Genomic DNA, 14,078 nt, shown 5'->3' on the forward strand with positions numbered 1-14,078 from the left:
GCACACGGCCGCGTGCGCGGCTTGTCCGCGTCTGCACGCCGTGGGCGCTACCCTGTGCGCCTGTGCGCCTGTGCGCCTGTGCAAGGACTTCGCTGTCGCGCGCTCTGGCGGCAGCGGCCGCAAGGCGCGGCGGTCCTGCCCGTTTCCCCCATCCATTGGAGTTGTCGCGATGAAATACCTGCATGCCATGATCCGCGTCCACGATCTGCAGAAGACCAGCACCTTCTTCACCGAAGGCCTGGGCCTGAGCGAGACCCGGCGCATCGACAACGAAGCCGGCAAGTTCACCCTGGTGTATTTCGGCGCGCCTGAGAACCCGCAGGCCGAAGTCGAGCTGACCTACAACTGGGACTCGGAGGAGGAGTACGGCAGCGCGCGCAACTTCGGCCACCTGGCGTTCGAGGTCGACGACATCTACGCGTTGTGCGCGCACCTGCAGGCGCAGGGCGTCGTCATCAACCGTCCGCCGCGCGACGGGCGCATGGCCTTCGTGCGCAGCCCGGACCTGATCTCGATCGAACTGCTGCAGAAGGGCGAGGCGCTGGCCCCGGCCGAGCCGTGGGCGTCGATGCCGAACACCGGCGTGTGGTGATTCGCTGCCGCCGCGCGCCGGATGCACGGCGCGCGGCGGCCTGTTTTCGGCTGAACCGACGCGTGTTGCGCAGTCGCGGTACGCGTCGTTTGCGGCGCCCCGCCTGCGGGTGAGCGCACGCGCTCGTAGTGGGTGAGGCCGGCGACATCCAACAGAAGCAACCCCGCCGTTTGCCGCGGCCGTCGCGCAGCGCCTGAGAGGCGCGCGGCTTGTCGCGCAGCGGTCTTATACTCGTGCGCTGTCTCCCCAGGAATCCCTTCGATGACCGCTTCCTCCGCCGCGGACCTGCTCGCCCTCGGCCAGCACTACTACCTGCCGATCTACCGCCCGCGCCAGCTGGTGCTGGAGCGCGGCCAGGGTGCCAAGGTGTGGGACAGCGAAGGCCGCGACTACATCGACCTGTCCGCCGGCATCGCCGTGTGCGGGCTAGGCCACAACGATCCGGACCTGACCGCGGCGCTGATCGAGCAGGCCGGCAAGCTGTGGCACACCAGCAATGTGTTCTACAGCGAGCCGCCGCTGCGCCTGGCCGAGGAACTGGTCGGCGCCTCGCGCTTCGCGCGCAGGGCGTTCCTGTGCAACTCCGGCAGCGAGGCCAACGAGGCGGCGATCAAACTGGTGCGCAAGTGGGCGGCCAGCCAGGGCCGCGCGCCGGACCGGCGGGTCATCGTCACGTTTCGCGGCAGTTTCCATGGCCGCACCCTGGCCGCGGTCACCGCTACCGCGCAGCCGAAGTACCAGGAAGGCTACGAGCCGTTGCCGGGCGGTTTCCGCTATGTGGATTTCAACGACATCGTGCAGCTGGAAACCGCGATGGCGGCTGGCGACGTGGCCGCGGTGGTGCTCGAGCCGGTGCAGGGCGAGGGCGGGGTGATGCCGGCCGCGCCGGGCTTCCTGGCGCGGGTGCGCGCGCTGTGCGACCACCATGGCGCGCTGTTGCTGCTGGACGAGATCCAGTGCGGCATGGGCCGCACCGGCACGCTGTTCGCGCACTGGCAGGACGAGGTGACGCCGGACATCGTGACGCTGGCCAAGGCGCTGGGCGGCGGTTTTCCGATCGGCGCGCTGCTGGCCGGGCCGAAGGTCGCCGAGACGATGCAGTTCGGCGCGCATGGCAGTACCTTCGGCGGCAATCCGCTGGCAGCGGCGGTGGCGCGGGTGGCGCTGCGCAAGTTGGCATCGGCGCCGATCGCGGCGAACGTGTCGCGGCAGGCGGCGGCGCTGCGCCAGGGACTGGCCGCGCTCAACGATGAGTTCGCGCTGTTTTCGCAGGTGCGTGGGCGTGGCCTGATGCTGGGTGCGGTGCTGAATCAGGCGCATGCGGGGCAGGCGGGGATGATCCTCGATCACGCCGCTGCGCATGGATTGTTGACGTTGCAGGCCGGGCCGGATGTGTTGCGTTTCGTGCCGTCGTTGAATATCACGGATGAGGAAGTGGCTGAGGGGTTGAAGCGGTTGCGGGTGGCGTTGCGGGAGTATGTCGGGAAGCGTTGAGAAGCTTTCGCGCGTTGCGCGAGTCACTTTTCTTCGCTTGTGCAAAGAAGTGCTTCACAGCAGCCGAAGGCTGATCAAAGTAACCAAAAGAAGCGCTTCACCACAGCCGAATGGCTGGTCAAGCACACCCCAGACGCGCGTCCTCCGCTGCGCTCCGGGTGCGCGAGGTGGACAGGAATTTTCCGATGGCACATCCATGTGCCAGCGGAAAACACCACGCATCCTGCGTGGCGCCCCTGCGGGGTTGTACCCGCCCACCTCGCCGCGCTCTATGGGGGCCCCGAAAAGCCAAGATCAAAATCTGAGCAACAGCAACAGCAACAGCAACAGCAACAGCAACAGCAATAGCAATAGCTGCAATCGTCGTAACAGTTCAGCAACAGCGGATCTGTTGGTTGTAGGCGCGGTGCTTACGTCAGCCCGTGCCGCGCAAGTGCGCGGCGCAGGGCGCGGGCGCCGCTGGCGGTTTCGGCGGGCAGGCCGATCGCGCGGGCGCCGCGCACGTTGACGAACAGGTCGTCGATGAACAGGGCGTGGCGCGGGGCGATGCCGAAATGGTCGAGTGCGCGGCGGTAGACCTCGGCCTGCGGCTTGCGTCCGCCGAGTACGCCGCTGCACAGCACGCGTCCGTGCAGCAGTGGGAACAGCGCCGGCACGATCTGCGCGATCGCCTGCGCCATCAGTGCGCCGTTGTTGGTCAGCACGCCGATGTCGATCCTGTCGGCCAGCGCCAGTACGCGTTCGATCGCGCCGGGATCGCCGCGGCTGCCGGCCACGCGTGCGGCGATCCAGTCGGCTTCGCTCACGTGCGCGCCCAGGCCTTCGCCCAGTCGTTGCAGATAGTCGGCGGTGGCGATATCGCCGCTGTCGTAGGCGGTTTCCAGTCCGGAGGCGAACAACACTTGCCGCACGCGCTCGCAATCGCAGCCGCAGTGGGCGGCCAGGTGCGCGAGGCGTGCCAAGCGCGCGTAGGCTGCCAGCACGCCATCGAAGTCGAGCAGCAGCAATTTCGGGCGTGGATGGATCAAGGCGGCCACCGCGTCTGGCGCTGTATGCAGCGGTAAGGCTGGAATATGGGTCGGGTCCGGAGCATCGGCCGCCGAGAGTAACCCAGTCCCCGCGGTTGCGGCGGCCACTCCCCTGCGCCGCGGCACTTGCGCTCGAGCCCCTCTCCCCACAGGAGAGGAGGTGGGGTGAGGGTCCGTCCGCCAGCGAAGCACCCCCCTCGCGCCGTGCCGCACCGTGCCGATGGCGCTGCATAGCGCCAGCCGCGTGCTTACCCGCTCCATCGCGACTTACCCGCCGCACACGGCCTGCGCCGCCGTCGCGGCGGCGCAGGCCGTGAGGCATGGGCGCGGTCGTATAGGTCGTCGAGGATGAGCAGCAGGCGCCGCGGCGCGCGACGGATCACGCGGATCAGCACGGGCAGGGTGAATGCCACCTCCGGATTCTGACTCTGCTGTTCGAGTGCGGCCTGCAGCGATGCGCCGAGTTCGATCCCGGCGCCCCGTGCGGTCAGCGCCAGGTAGGCGAGGCAGCGCCCGGGATCGGTGTCGTCCTCGTCCAGCGACAGCCGCGCGAGCACGACCTCGCCGCGCTCATTGCTCGAGCAAGGTGGTCTTGCCGAAACCGGGCGGCGCCAGCAGCAGGGTCAGCGGCAACTCGGCGGCGCGGTCCAGGTGCTGCAGCTAGGCGTCGCGAGGCACCGCGGCCACGCGCGCGCGGATTCAACAGCGTGACAGGCTTGAGCATGTCGCCATGGATGTCTGCAGCGGTCGCCTTCGCGCCCTCTGGCGGCTCGGGTGACGGTACGGAGCCGGACGCGTGCCGGCGTGCCGCGCAGATCGCGGAAAACGCGTGTGGCGTGCCGATTCCAGAGGCCCAGCCCTGCTGCCATCCGTTGGCCGTGCATGTCGAACGTATGATACGGCCGCGACACAAGCAAAGCCGCGACCGGTTGCCAGTGCCGTTCAGCCGGCGGCGACCACCGCAAACGCCTCGCGCGCCGCGGCCAGCGTGGCGTCCAGCACGCCCTGGTCGTGGGCGCTGGAGAGGAAGCCTGCTTCGTACGCCGACGGCGCCAGGAACACGCCGCGCTCCAGCATGGCGTGGAAGAAGCGGTTGAACGCGGCGGTGTCGCAGGCGGTGGCCTGGGCGTAGGTCTCCACCTTCTCGGTGGTGAAGAACAGCCCGAACATCGCCCCTACCTGGTTGGTGGTGACCCTCACGCCGGCGGCGGCGGCGGCCTGCTCCAGCCCGGCGCATAGTGCGGCGGCGGCCGCGTCCAGGCGCTGATGAAAACCCGGCGCCTGCACCAGTTCCAGCATCGCCAGGCCGGCGGCCATTGCCACCGGATTGCCGCTGAGCGTGCCGGCCTGGTAGATCGGCCCGGACGGGGCGATCTGCCGCATCAGGTCGGCGCGGCCGCCGTAGGCGCCGACCGGCATGCCGCCGCCGATGATCTTGCCGAAGGTGGTCAGGTCCGGCACCACGCCGTAGTGCGCCTGCGCGCCGCCCAAGGCGACACGGAAGCCGGTCATCACCTCGTCGAAGATCAGCAGCGTGCCGTGCCGCGTGCACAGCGCGCGCAAGTGCTGCAGATAGCCCTCGCGCGGCGCGATGCAGTTGGCGTTGCCGACCACCGGCTCGATGATGACCGCGGCGATCTCGCTGCCGATCGCGTCGAACAGGGCGGTGGCGCCGTCGAAGTCGTTGTAGCTCAGCGTGGCGGTGAGTTCGCTCAGGCCCGCCGGTACGCCAGGCGAGGTCGGCACGCCCAGGGTCAGCATGCCGCTGCCGGCCTTGACCAGGAACGAGTCGCCGTGGCCGTGGTAGCAGCCCTCGAACTTGACGATGCGGCTGCGCCCGGTGGCGCCGCGCGCCAGGCGCACCGCCGACAGCGTGGCCTCGGTGCCGGAGTTGACCATGCGCACCATCTCGCACGAGGGCACCAGGCGGGTGATGGTCTGCGCCATCGTCACCTCGGCCGCGCATGGCGCGCCGAACGACAGGCCGTCGCCGATCGCGCGCTGCACCGCCTCGCGCACCGCAGGGTGGTTGTGTCCGGCGATCATCGGCCCCCACGAGCCGACGTAGTCGATGTAGCGGTTGCCGTCCACGTCGTACAGGTAGGGGCCGTCGGCGCGTTGCACGAAGAACGGTTCGCCGCCCACCGATTTGAAGGCGCGGACCGGCGAGTTGACGCCGCCGGGGATCAGCGCCTGCGCCTGGGCGAAGAGGGCATGCGAGCGGGAGTGGTTCATGGGTGGACATCCTTGGCGAGCTGGCCGGGCCGGTGGGCCGGGCGCGAAGTGATGCCGCCTATTGTCGCGGCTGCCGCCCGCACGTGCCATGAGCGCGCACGGCCATCGGCGCATTCGATACCCGCGCCGCGGCCGTGTTTCAGTCGAAGCAGGCGCGGTACGCGGCCAAGGCCGCGCGCGGATCGTCGGCGTCGAACACGCCGCTGATCACCGCCAGCAGGTCGGCGCCGGCGGCGACCAGGGCGCGGCCGTTGTCGGGGCTCACCCCGCCGATCGCTACCCGCGGCAATCCCAACGCCGCGGCGTCGCGCAGCAGGCCGGGATCGGCGCGGCGCGTGGTGACTTTGCTGCGCGTGGGGAAGAACGCGCCGAAGGCGACATAGCTGGCGCCGGCCGCGGCGGCGGCGCGGGCCAGCGCGAGGTCGTCGTAGCACGAGGCCCCGATCAGCGCGCCGGCACCGAGCGTCGCGCGCGCGGCGGCCAGGTCGTCGTCGTCCTCGCCCAGGTGCACGCCGGCGGCGCCGACCGCCTGTGCCAGGGCCACGTCGTCGTTGACGATCAGCGGCACTCCAGCCTGCGTGCACAGCGCCTGCAGCGCCGTCGCCTGGGCCAGGCGCTGCGCCGTGTCGGCGCGTTTGTTGCGGTACTGCAGCCAGGTCGGGCCGTGGCCGAGCAGCGCCGCCACGCGCGCCAGCAGGCGTTCGCCGTCGGCCTCGTCTGGTGTGATCAGGTAGACGCCGCGGGGCGGGGATGATGCATGCATGGATGAGCCTTCCGGTGCGCGGGCGAGGGTGGGACAATGCCGTCCCGTTCGGCCCGTAGACTTGCGATTATCCAATGAGCGACGCCACTACCACCACCTACCGCGCCTGGATGTGTGTCGTCTGCGGCTTCATCTACAGGGAAATCGACGGTCTGCCTGAAGAAGGCATCGCTCCTGGCACCCGCTGGGAAGACGTGCCCGACACCTGGACCTGCCCGGACTGCGGCGTGACCAAGGACGATTTCGAGATGGTGGAGATGGAGTGATTTCGGGACTCGGGACTCGGGACTTTCGCAAGTTCGGCGCATCTGCGCTTTTCTATGTGAGGGGCTTCAGTCCCGACGCGTTATCGGTAAGGCGTCGGGGCTGAAGCCCCTCCCACAGAAAAGCGGCTGCGACACAGCTGCAAAAAAGGGCCGCTTTTTTAAAAAGTCGGCTCTTTTTGCCTCAAATCGCTTGACATCGATTTACCCCGGGACATCGTCCCGAGTCCTCAATGCATCCGCTGCGCCCGCGCGCTCAGTTCCACCAGGCGTTCGCGGATCGGCAGCACGTCGCTGGCTTCGGGGTTCAGTTGCAGGTAGCGGCCCAGGTCGCGGCGCGCGCCGGGCACGTAGTCCATCTGCAGGTAGGCCAGGCCGCGATCGCGCAGGGCTTCTGGTTGGTCGGGCATCAGCTTGAGCACGCGGTCGGCGCTGCGTGCGGCGCGGTCCCATTCGTCGCGTTCGGCATAGACGCCGTGCAGGTTGCGCAGCACCCGGGTCAGGATCGCGCGGTGCGGCGCCGGATCCAGGATCTGCAGCAATGCGCGGTCGTCCGGAGTCTCGCCGCCCAGGTGCGGACGCGCGCGCTCGCGCAGTTCTTCCACCGCCAGCGGGCGGCCGCCGTTGAACGGGTCCATCACCAGCAGGCCGTCGTCCACCGGCAGGCGCACCAGGAAGTGGCCGGGGAAGGACACCCCGTCGAGCGGGATGGCCAGCCGCCGCGCCACTTCCATCTGCACCAGCGCCAGCGAGATCGGATTGCCCAGGCGGCGCTCGAACACCTCGTTCATGTAGCTGTTGCGCGGGTCGTAGTATTCGTCGTGGTTACCGCTGTAGCCGAGTTCTTCGAACAGGTGGCGGTTGATCGCGGCCATCTTTAGCGGCCACGGCTCGATCATCGCCACCTCGTGGCGCAGGTGTTCGGCGTGGTTCTGCGCCAGCGTGTCGTAGTGCCCGGCATCCAGTTGCGGATACTCGTCGCGGGCGATCAGCAGCGCGGTGGCCAGCAGCGGCAGCGCATCGTCGTCGAGCGCGGCCAGGGTATTCCAGCTCGGCAATGTCAGTCGGTCCGCCATTGCCCAAGACTGGCCGCAAAGTGCGACGCGATCAAGTCCGGCGGTTCCTGACAGCGGTGTCGGGTTCAGCGCGACAGCGGCGGCGCTTTTCCCGATGCCGGCGTGGCTCAGCGGGCCTTGGGGACGCCCGGGCCGAAGCTCAGTTCGGTGCCGTCCTGCAACTGGATTTGCGCGGCCTGGCCGGCGTTGAGTTCCAGCACGTAGCGCGCCGGTGCGTTGCTGGGATACGGCGGACAAGCGTTGCCCGCCGAGCACGGCGGCACGTCGCGCTGCTGCGCCACCAGCTTGCGCTTGCTGTCGAAGTACAGGATGTCCAACGCGATCTTGGTGTTCTTCATCCAGTACGCCTGTGGCTCCTCGCGGTCGTGGATGAACAGCATGCCGTGGTCGGCGTCCATCTGGTCGCGGAACATCAGGCCGCGCGCGCGGGTCGCGTCGTCCTGGGCCAGCTCGACCTGGTAACGGTGCCCGGCCAGTTCCACCCAGTCGCTGCCGGCGCTGGCGCAGCCGTTGAGGGACAGCAGGACGAGGACGAACAGGGCGCGGAACAGGGACATGACGTTGCCGAAAAAGATGGGATAGCGCGCACCTTGTTGCATGGTGCGTGGGGAGTCAAGAGAGCCGGGATTGGGGATGGCCTGCCGAAGCCTGGTTATCCCCGATCCCGCGCGCGTCAAAGGACGCGCGGCGGCTCGCCACCGACAATCACCACGTCGGCAGGGCGGCGCGCGAACAGGCCGACACAGACCACGCCGGGGATCTGGTTGAGGTCGCGCTCCAGGGCCACCGGGTCGGTGATGGCCAGGTGGTGCACGTCCAGGACCACGTTGCCGTTGTCGGTGACCACGCCGTCGCGCCATACCGGCTGGCCGCCGGTGCGGGCCAGGATCTCGCGCGCGACCAGGCTGCGCGCCATCGGGATCACCTCGATCGGCAGCGGGAAGGCGCCCAGCGTGCGTACCTGCTTGCTCGGGTCGATGATGCACACGAAGCGTTCGCTGGCCTCGGCGATGATCTTCTCGCGGGTCAGTGCGGCGCCGCCGCCCTTGATCAGGCAGCGGTTCGGATCGCACTCGTCGGCGCCATCCACGTACAGCGACAGGTTGCCGGTATGGTTCAGTTCAAGCACCTCGATGCCGTGCTGGCGCAGGCGCGCGCTGCTCTGCTCGGAGCTGGAGACCGCGCCCTTGATGCGGTGGCCGATGCGGCCCAGCGCGTCGATGAAATACGCCACCGTGGAGCCGGTGCCGACGCCGACGATCATGCCGTCTTCGACGTATTCGATGGCTTTTTCGGCGGCCAGGCGTTTGCTTTCGGACATGGGTTTGGACTCGGGATTGGGGATGGTCAGCCATTCGGCTGTTGAAAAGCGGGATTCGTGAAACGTGGCAGGCGGGCAGGGCCGGGGACGAATCCCCAATACTCCATTCCGGCTACTCGAGCGCCAACAGCAACTTCCACTGCGCGGCGGTGACCGGGAACACCGACAGGCGGTTGCCGCGCGCGGTCAGCGCAAAGCCTTCGCCGAGCGCATCGCTGTGCTGCTTGATCTCGTCCAGCGCGATGGTGCGCGCGAGCTTGCGCTCGAATGCCACGTCCACCAGGTACCAGCGCGGCTGTTCGCGGGTGGCCTTGGGGTCGTGGTAGTCGGATTCGGGGTCGAACTGGGTGACGTCCGGATACGCGGCGCTGGCCACCGTGGCCACGCCGACGATGCCCGGCACCTTGCAGTTGGAGTGGTAGAACAGGATGCCGTCGCCGACCTGCATGCCGTCGCGCATGAAGTTGCGCGCCTGGTAGTTACGCACTCCGTTCCAGGGTTCGCTGCCGACCCGCTGCAGGTCGTCGATCGAGAAGACATCCGGTTCGGACTTCATCAGCCAGTAGCGCTTGCGTGCGGTCATGCGGGGAAATCGGTCGCGGTCAGGAGGGTGAGGGAATCGGTGCAGACCGCGTCCAGCGCCACGTCCCAGGCGGCGACGGGCAGCGCCGCGACCTGTTGCACCGCGAACGCGGCGCCGACCAGCCAGGGCGCAGGCGCTTGCCGCTGGCGGAACGCGAAGCTGCGATCATACCAGCCGCCGCCCATGCCCAGGCGTCCACCGCTGGCGTCGAAGCCGACCAGCGGCGCCACCACCAGCGCCATCTGCTCGGGCGCCAGCGTCGCCGCGGCGGCGAGTTCGGGTTCGGGAATCCCGTAGCGGTTGGCGGTCAGCGGCTGTCCCGGGCGCCACGGCGCGAAGCGCAGAGTCTTGCCGCTGAGCACCGGCAGGCAGTACTGCACGCCGGCCGGCAGGCTCAGCTGCCAGCGGTGCAGCGCGATCTCCCCGTCCATCGCCCAGTAGCCGGCGACGTGGCCGTGCTGCGGCGCGAACGGCAAGTTCAGCAGCCGCTGCGCCAGCGCATCGGCCGCCGCCAGGCGCGCGGGCGCGGAGAGCGCGCGGCGGCGCGCACGCAGTTGCTGGCGCAGTGAGTCGCGTTGGTCGGAAGTCATCGGACAGGCGTGGGAAGAGACCGCGTTATTGTCGGTGCCCTGGCGCTTACTGACTACTGCGGCGTTGACGGGGCGACTGCGCTGGCGGCGATCGGCGCGGCGGCATCGGGCCGGCACACCGTGGGCCGCGCGGGCATGAGGTCGTCGGCGATGCGCCCTGGCCGCCCGCTGGTGGGCACGTCGAACCCGGCGGCAGCGGGGTCGGCGCGATCGACGCTCCGGGCGCGCGAGGGCATGCGGCGTCTGCCTGGCGGGCGCCAGTCCCAGGGGGAGCGCGCCCAGGCGCGCGTTGCGGTGGCCGCACAAAAGGAAACGGCGCCTTGCGGCGCCGTTTCCGGGATATTGCATTCTCCGCCATGACGATGCGTGCGAAACGACCTTGAACCCAGGGTTCAAGTGGGATAGCTGGGGAACCATCGGGCTTCCCGCTACAAGGCGGACCTGCACACCCGATTCCGTCGCCATCCCGTGGTCGTAATTAAGGGACAAGGCGAATGTTTGCACACGCTGTCGTTTACAGCAGAGAACGCAACCGAAGTATAGCGCTGTCGCCGCGCTTGGCTAGTCCGTTCGTCGGTCGCGCAGTACGCGGCAATTCACGTTGATGATCGAAATGCGATGGGTGTATCAACGCGCCGTATCGACCACGCCGTCGAGGCGGCGATTGAGATCGGCGAGCGTGCGTGCCATCTCATGATCGCGCCGCGCCTGCTCGTCGCGCAGTTGCTGCAGTTCGTGCGCCAGGTTCAAGGCGGCCAGCACCGCGACCCGGTCCACCGCGGCCATGCGGTTGCTGCCGCGCACCTCGCGCATCTTCGCGTCGAGCAGGCGCGCGGCGGCGAGCAGACTGTCGCGTTCCTCGGCTTCGACGCCGACGGTGTATTCGCGGTCCAGGATGCGGACGCTGACCGGTTCGCTCACGTGTGCTGCTCCAGCGACTTGAGCCGGGTGATCATCGCTTCGACCCGCGAGCGCGCCTGCTCGTTCTTGGTCAGCAGCTGCGAGCGCTCGCCGATCAACTGCTCCTGCTGCTGGCGCAGGCTGCGGTTTTCGTCGGTGAGGCGCTGGCAGCGCTCGACCAGCGTTTCCACGCGTGCGGCGAGGGTGCGGAGCTGGGCGATGGCGTCGGGGCTATCCATGGCGCCCACGATAGGCATGCGCCGGAGTGGCGGTCAAGACGCGGCCGGGCGGCGCGACGGCCGCCGCTCAGGCGGGCAGCAGCAACGGCTGCCGCAGCAACTGCAGGCAGGCGTCCGGTTCCAGCGCCGGCGCGACCAGGTGGCCCTGGATCTCGTCGCAGCCGTGCTGGCGCAGGAACGCCAGCTGGTCGGGCTGCTCCACGCCTTCGGCGACCACGTTCAGCGCCAGCGAGTGGCCCATCGCGATGATGGTGCTGGTGATCGCTTCGTCGTCCGGATCGCGGGTCAGGTCGCTGATGAACTCCTGGTCGATCTTCAAGGTGTTGATCGGCAAGCGCTTCAGGTAGGCAAGCGACGAATAGCCGGTGCCGAAGTCGTCGATCGCCAGGGCCAGGCCAAGGGCGCGGCAGGCGTGCAGGGTGGCCGCGTTCTTGCCGACCTGCGACATCACCACGCTTTCGGTGAGTTCCAGTTCGACGTTGGCGGCCGGGACCCCGGTCTCGTCCAGGATCCGCGCCATCAGCGCCGGCAGGTCGCCGCGCTCGAGCTGGATCGCCGACACGTTGACCGACATGCACAACTCGGTCAGGCCCAGCGCGCGCCAGCCGCGCAGGGTGGTGCAGGCCTGGCGCAACACCCACTCGCCGATCTCCAGGATCAACCCGGTCTCCTCGGCCAGGGGGATGAACTGGCTCGGCGAGACCGTGCCGAAATCGGCGCTGTGCCAGCGCAGCAGCGCTTCCACGCCGACCACGCGCTGCTCGCGCAGCGAATAGCGCGGCTGGTAGACCAGCTTCAGTTCCTGGTCGAGCGGGATCTTGCGCAGGGTGCTGGCCAGCGTGGCGCGGTGGCGGGTGGCTTGGTCCATGCGCGCCGAATACACCTGCACGTTGCGGCGCCCGGCGGCCTTGGCCTGGTACATCGCGGTGTCGGCGTGCTTGAGCAGTTCGCTGGGCAGCAACGCATGCTGCGGGAACAGCGAGATGCCGAGCGAGGAGGAGATCGCCACTTTGCGACCATCCTCCAGCTGCAGAGGCGCATCGAACGCGGCCAGCACGCGCGCGGCGACGGCTTCGGCCTCGGCTTGGTCGGCGATGTCCTCCACCACCACGGTGAATTCGTCTCCGGCCAGCCGCGCGACCGTGTGCTGCGGACCCGCCGCCTGCTGCAGGCGTTCGGCGACCGCGCGCAGCACCCGGTCGCCGACCGCATGGCCGAGCGAATCGTTGATGTCCTTGAACCGGTCCAGGTCCAGGAACAGCACCGCCACCGCGCTGCCCTGGCGCCGCGCGCGCACGATCGCGCGCGCCAGCCGTTCGGACAGCAGCGCGCGGTTGGGCAGGCTGGTCAGCGTGTCGTAGTTGGCCAGGTAGCGCAGTTCCTGCTCGGCGCGCTTCTGGTCGGTGATGTCTTCCAGCACCACCACGTGGAAGCTGTGCCGGCGGTCGGCATCGACGACCGTATTGCGGCGCACGTGGCAGAGGATCTCCAGGCCGTCCTTGCGCCGCTTCCAGGCTTCGCCGCGCCAGGGCTGGCCGTGGTCGTGCGACGGCGGCGCCGGGGTCTCGGGCGCGTGGTCGAGCAGCGCGATCGGCTGACCAAGCACTTCGCGTTCGCTGTAGCCGGTGATGCGGGTGAAGGCCGGGTTGACGGAGATGAAGCGGAACTCTTCGTCCAGCACCGCGACCGCTTCGCTCATGCTGCGCAGCACCTCGCTGGCGATGCGCCGCTCCAGGTCGGCTTGGCGGTGCGAGGTGATGTCGCGTGCGGTGCCGGCGAGCCGGCGCGGCTTGCCGTCGGCGCTGTAGTCGACCACGCGGCCGCGCACCCGCGCCCACAGCCACACGCCGTCGCCTGCCAGGTCCACCCGGTATTCGGCCACGTACACCGGGGTCAGTCCCTCCAGGTGCTCGCGCAGCGTGCGCTTGGCCTGCGGCACGTCGTCGGGATGGATGCGCAGCGGGTCGTCCTCGCGGATCACCATGGTGATCTCCTGCGCATGCGGCGCAGCTTCGTCGGCGCGCATGCGGCGCAGCTTGCGCTGCTGCAGGTCGTAATCCCAGAAGTGCTCGCCGGAGCCCCACAGCGCCAGTTTCAGGTGGCGGTCGCGCTGCTGCAGCTGCTGCTGGTGCTGCAACTGCTGTTGCATGCGCCGCCGCCAGTGCAGCGCCTGCAGCGCGGAGATCACCGTGGCCACCGCCAGTACCGCGGCGGCGGCGGCCCAGCACCAACGCCAGTCCATGCCGGCATGGCCGACAATTCCCGCAGCGACGTGCTCGATCGACATGGCGGGAACAGGGCTTCGGTCAGGGAAGGGATAGTGGAGTGTAGGCGCCTGCCGGAAGCCTTCACAAGCAGCGCGGCACATGTGGATTGCTACACTGCGCAGACCCGCTCCGCCGCTGGCCCCGACTCCCGTGGCCAGCGCACACCAGGCCTTGCGTCCATGATCGAACTTCCCAGCGCCGACGACGTCACCCAAGCCAGCCAGCAACTGGGCCTGGCCGCGTCGGCGGCCGAACTCCACGGCGCGTTGTGCGGCTGGCTGGCCGGCGGCGGCGCCGACCTGGCGGCGTGGCCGGCGGCGGTGCTGGCCGATGCCGGCATCGCCACGCCGCGCCGCGGCGACGTGCTGGACCGGCTGCGCGAGGCCAGCGCAGCGCAGCTGGAGGACCGCGACTTCGCCTTCGACCTGGTGCTGGCCGATGCAGGCGCACCGCTGTCCGAGCGCGCCGACGCCCTGTTCGACTGGTGCCGCGGCTTTCTCGGCGGTTTCGGCCTGGCCGCCGGCGCCAAGCCGCCGTTGTCGGAAGAGGGCGAAGAGTCGCTGCAGGACCTGGCGCGGCTGGCCCAGGCCAGCACCGACGATTTCGACAGCGCCGACGAGGACGAGGACGCGCTGGCCGAGATCGAGGAATTCGTGCGCGTGGCCGCGCTGCTGCTGCACAGCGACTGCGTGCTCGGCCCGCGCCATCGGCAACGCCTGAACTGAGC

At 69.2% G+C, this 14,078-nt stretch carries 16 protein-coding genes and 1 other RNA gene; 4 read left to right on the forward strand and 13 right to left on the reverse strand.

The window, feature by feature from the left end; translation table 11 throughout:
* Window positions 1–169: 169 nt before the first annotated feature.
* Both E4A48_RS00590 and E4A48_RS00595 read left to right on the forward strand, forming a co-directional pair.
* Entirely contained in the window at window positions 170–592 is a 423-nt protein-coding gene (locus E4A48_RS00590; protein ID WP_039005916.1) for a VOC family protein, read from the forward strand.
* Window positions 593–853: 261 nt separating this feature from the next.
* Window positions 854–2,086 carry an acetylornithine transaminase gene (locus tag E4A48_RS00595; RefSeq protein ID WP_142741685.1) on the forward strand — a complete coding sequence of 411 codons (1,233 nt, stop codon included), beginning with the start codon at window positions 854–856 and terminating at the stop codon, window positions 2,084–2,086.
* 410 nt (window positions 2,087–2,496) lie between these two features.
* On the opposite strand, the gene E4A48_RS00600 is transcribed toward E4A48_RS00595, so the two are convergent.
* The 4 genes from E4A48_RS00600 to thiE form a co-directional block, all read right to left on the reverse strand.
* Window positions 2,497–3,114 (reverse strand): HAD-IA family hydrolase, encoded by a 618-nt coding sequence (locus E4A48_RS00600; RefSeq protein WP_260608021.1) that lies wholly within the window; start codon window positions 3,112–3,114, stop codon window positions 2,497–2,499.
* A gap of 248 nt (window positions 3,115–3,362) precedes the next feature.
* Window positions 3,363–3,671 (reverse strand): hypothetical protein, encoded by a 309-nt coding sequence (locus E4A48_RS00605; protein ID WP_142741687.1) that lies wholly within the window; start codon window positions 3,669–3,671, stop codon window positions 3,363–3,365.
* Between the two features lie 385 nt (window positions 3,672–4,056).
* Entirely contained in the window at window positions 4,057–5,349 is a 1,293-nt protein-coding gene (hemL, locus tag E4A48_RS00610; RefSeq protein WP_039005913.1) for a glutamate-1-semialdehyde 2,1-aminomutase, read from the reverse strand.
* Between the two features lie 139 nt (window positions 5,350–5,488).
* Complete coding sequence (gene thiE / locus E4A48_RS00615) at window positions 5,489–6,112, reverse strand: thiamine phosphate synthase (protein ID WP_142741688.1); 624 nt, start codon at window positions 6,110–6,112, stop codon at window positions 5,489–5,491.
* Window positions 6,113–6,186: 74 nt separating this feature from the next.
* On the opposite strand from thiE, the gene E4A48_RS00620 reads away from it, so the two are divergent.
* Window positions 6,187–6,378: a rubredoxin gene (locus E4A48_RS00620; RefSeq protein WP_142741689.1), complete on the forward strand. Its 192-nt coding sequence runs from the start codon at window positions 6,187–6,189 to the stop codon at window positions 6,376–6,378.
* Between the two features lie 227 nt (window positions 6,379–6,605).
* Here the strand turns inward: E4A48_RS00620 and E4A48_RS00625 are convergent, their stop codons facing one another.
* The 9 genes from E4A48_RS00625 to E4A48_RS00665 all read right to left on the reverse strand — a co-directional run bounded on the left by E4A48_RS00625 (window position 6,606) and on the right by E4A48_RS00665 (window position 13,371).
* Complete coding sequence (locus E4A48_RS00625; protein WP_409976370.1) at window positions 6,606–7,520, reverse strand: SirB1 family protein; 915 nt, start codon at window positions 7,518–7,520, stop codon at window positions 6,606–6,608.
* 38 nt (window positions 7,521–7,558) lie between these two features.
* Window positions 7,559–8,008, reverse strand: coding sequence for a DUF192 domain-containing protein (locus tag E4A48_RS00630; protein WP_058197112.1), 450 nt, complete (start codon window positions 8,006–8,008; stop codon window positions 7,559–7,561).
* A 116-nt stretch (window positions 8,009–8,124) separates the two neighbouring features.
* Entirely contained in the window at window positions 8,125–8,772 is a 648-nt protein-coding gene (gene rpiA / locus E4A48_RS00635) for a ribose-5-phosphate isomerase RpiA (RefSeq protein ID WP_039005910.1), read from the reverse strand.
* Window positions 8,773–8,884: 112 nt separating this feature from the next.
* The gene (locus E4A48_RS00640) at window positions 8,885–9,355 is read right to left on the reverse strand and encodes an EVE domain-containing protein (RefSeq protein WP_039005909.1); all 471 of its coding nucleotides are present in this window, start codon (window positions 9,353–9,355) and stop codon (window positions 8,885–8,887) included.
* Window positions 9,352–9,945, reverse strand: a complete 594-nt coding sequence (locus tag E4A48_RS00645) for a 5-formyltetrahydrofolate cyclo-ligase (protein ID WP_039005908.1) — start codon at window positions 9,943–9,945, stop codon at window positions 9,352–9,354. Before E4A48_RS00645 ends, E4A48_RS00640 begins: the two co-directional genes overlap by 4 nt.
* A 344-nt stretch (window positions 9,946–10,289) precedes the next feature.
* A non-coding RNA gene (ssrS, locus tag E4A48_RS00650) (6S RNA) lies at window positions 10,290–10,474 on the reverse strand.
* Between the two features lie 98 nt (window positions 10,475–10,572).
* Window positions 10,573–10,866 (reverse strand): cell division protein ZapA, encoded by a 294-nt coding sequence (locus tag E4A48_RS00655; protein ID WP_003471552.1) that lies wholly within the window; start codon window positions 10,864–10,866, stop codon window positions 10,573–10,575.
* Complete coding sequence (locus E4A48_RS00660; RefSeq protein ID WP_039005906.1) at window positions 10,863–11,084, reverse strand: TIGR02449 family protein; 222 nt, start codon at window positions 11,082–11,084, stop codon at window positions 10,863–10,865. The genes E4A48_RS00655 and E4A48_RS00660 overlap by 4 nt, the downstream gene beginning before the upstream one ends.
* 67 nt (window positions 11,085–11,151) lie before the next feature.
* Window positions 11,152–13,371: a putative bifunctional diguanylate cyclase/phosphodiesterase gene (locus tag E4A48_RS00665; RefSeq protein WP_142741690.1), complete on the reverse strand. Its 2,220-nt coding sequence runs from the start codon at window positions 13,369–13,371 to the stop codon at window positions 11,152–11,154.
* A 159-nt stretch (window positions 13,372–13,530) separates the two neighbouring features.
* On the opposite strand from E4A48_RS00665, the gene E4A48_RS00670 reads away from it, so the two are divergent.
* The gene (locus E4A48_RS00670; protein WP_039005903.1) at window positions 13,531–14,076 is read left to right on the forward strand and encodes a YecA/YgfB family protein; all 546 of its coding nucleotides are present in this window, start codon (window positions 13,531–13,533) and stop codon (window positions 14,074–14,076) included.
* The last annotated feature ends 2 nt before the right edge of the window (window positions 14,077–14,078 follow it).

The organism is Xanthomonas translucens pv. cerealis, from assembly GCF_006838285.1.
GTDB classification, from domain to species: domain Bacteria; phylum Pseudomonadota; class Gammaproteobacteria; order Xanthomonadales; family Xanthomonadaceae; genus Xanthomonas_A; species Xanthomonas_A cerealis.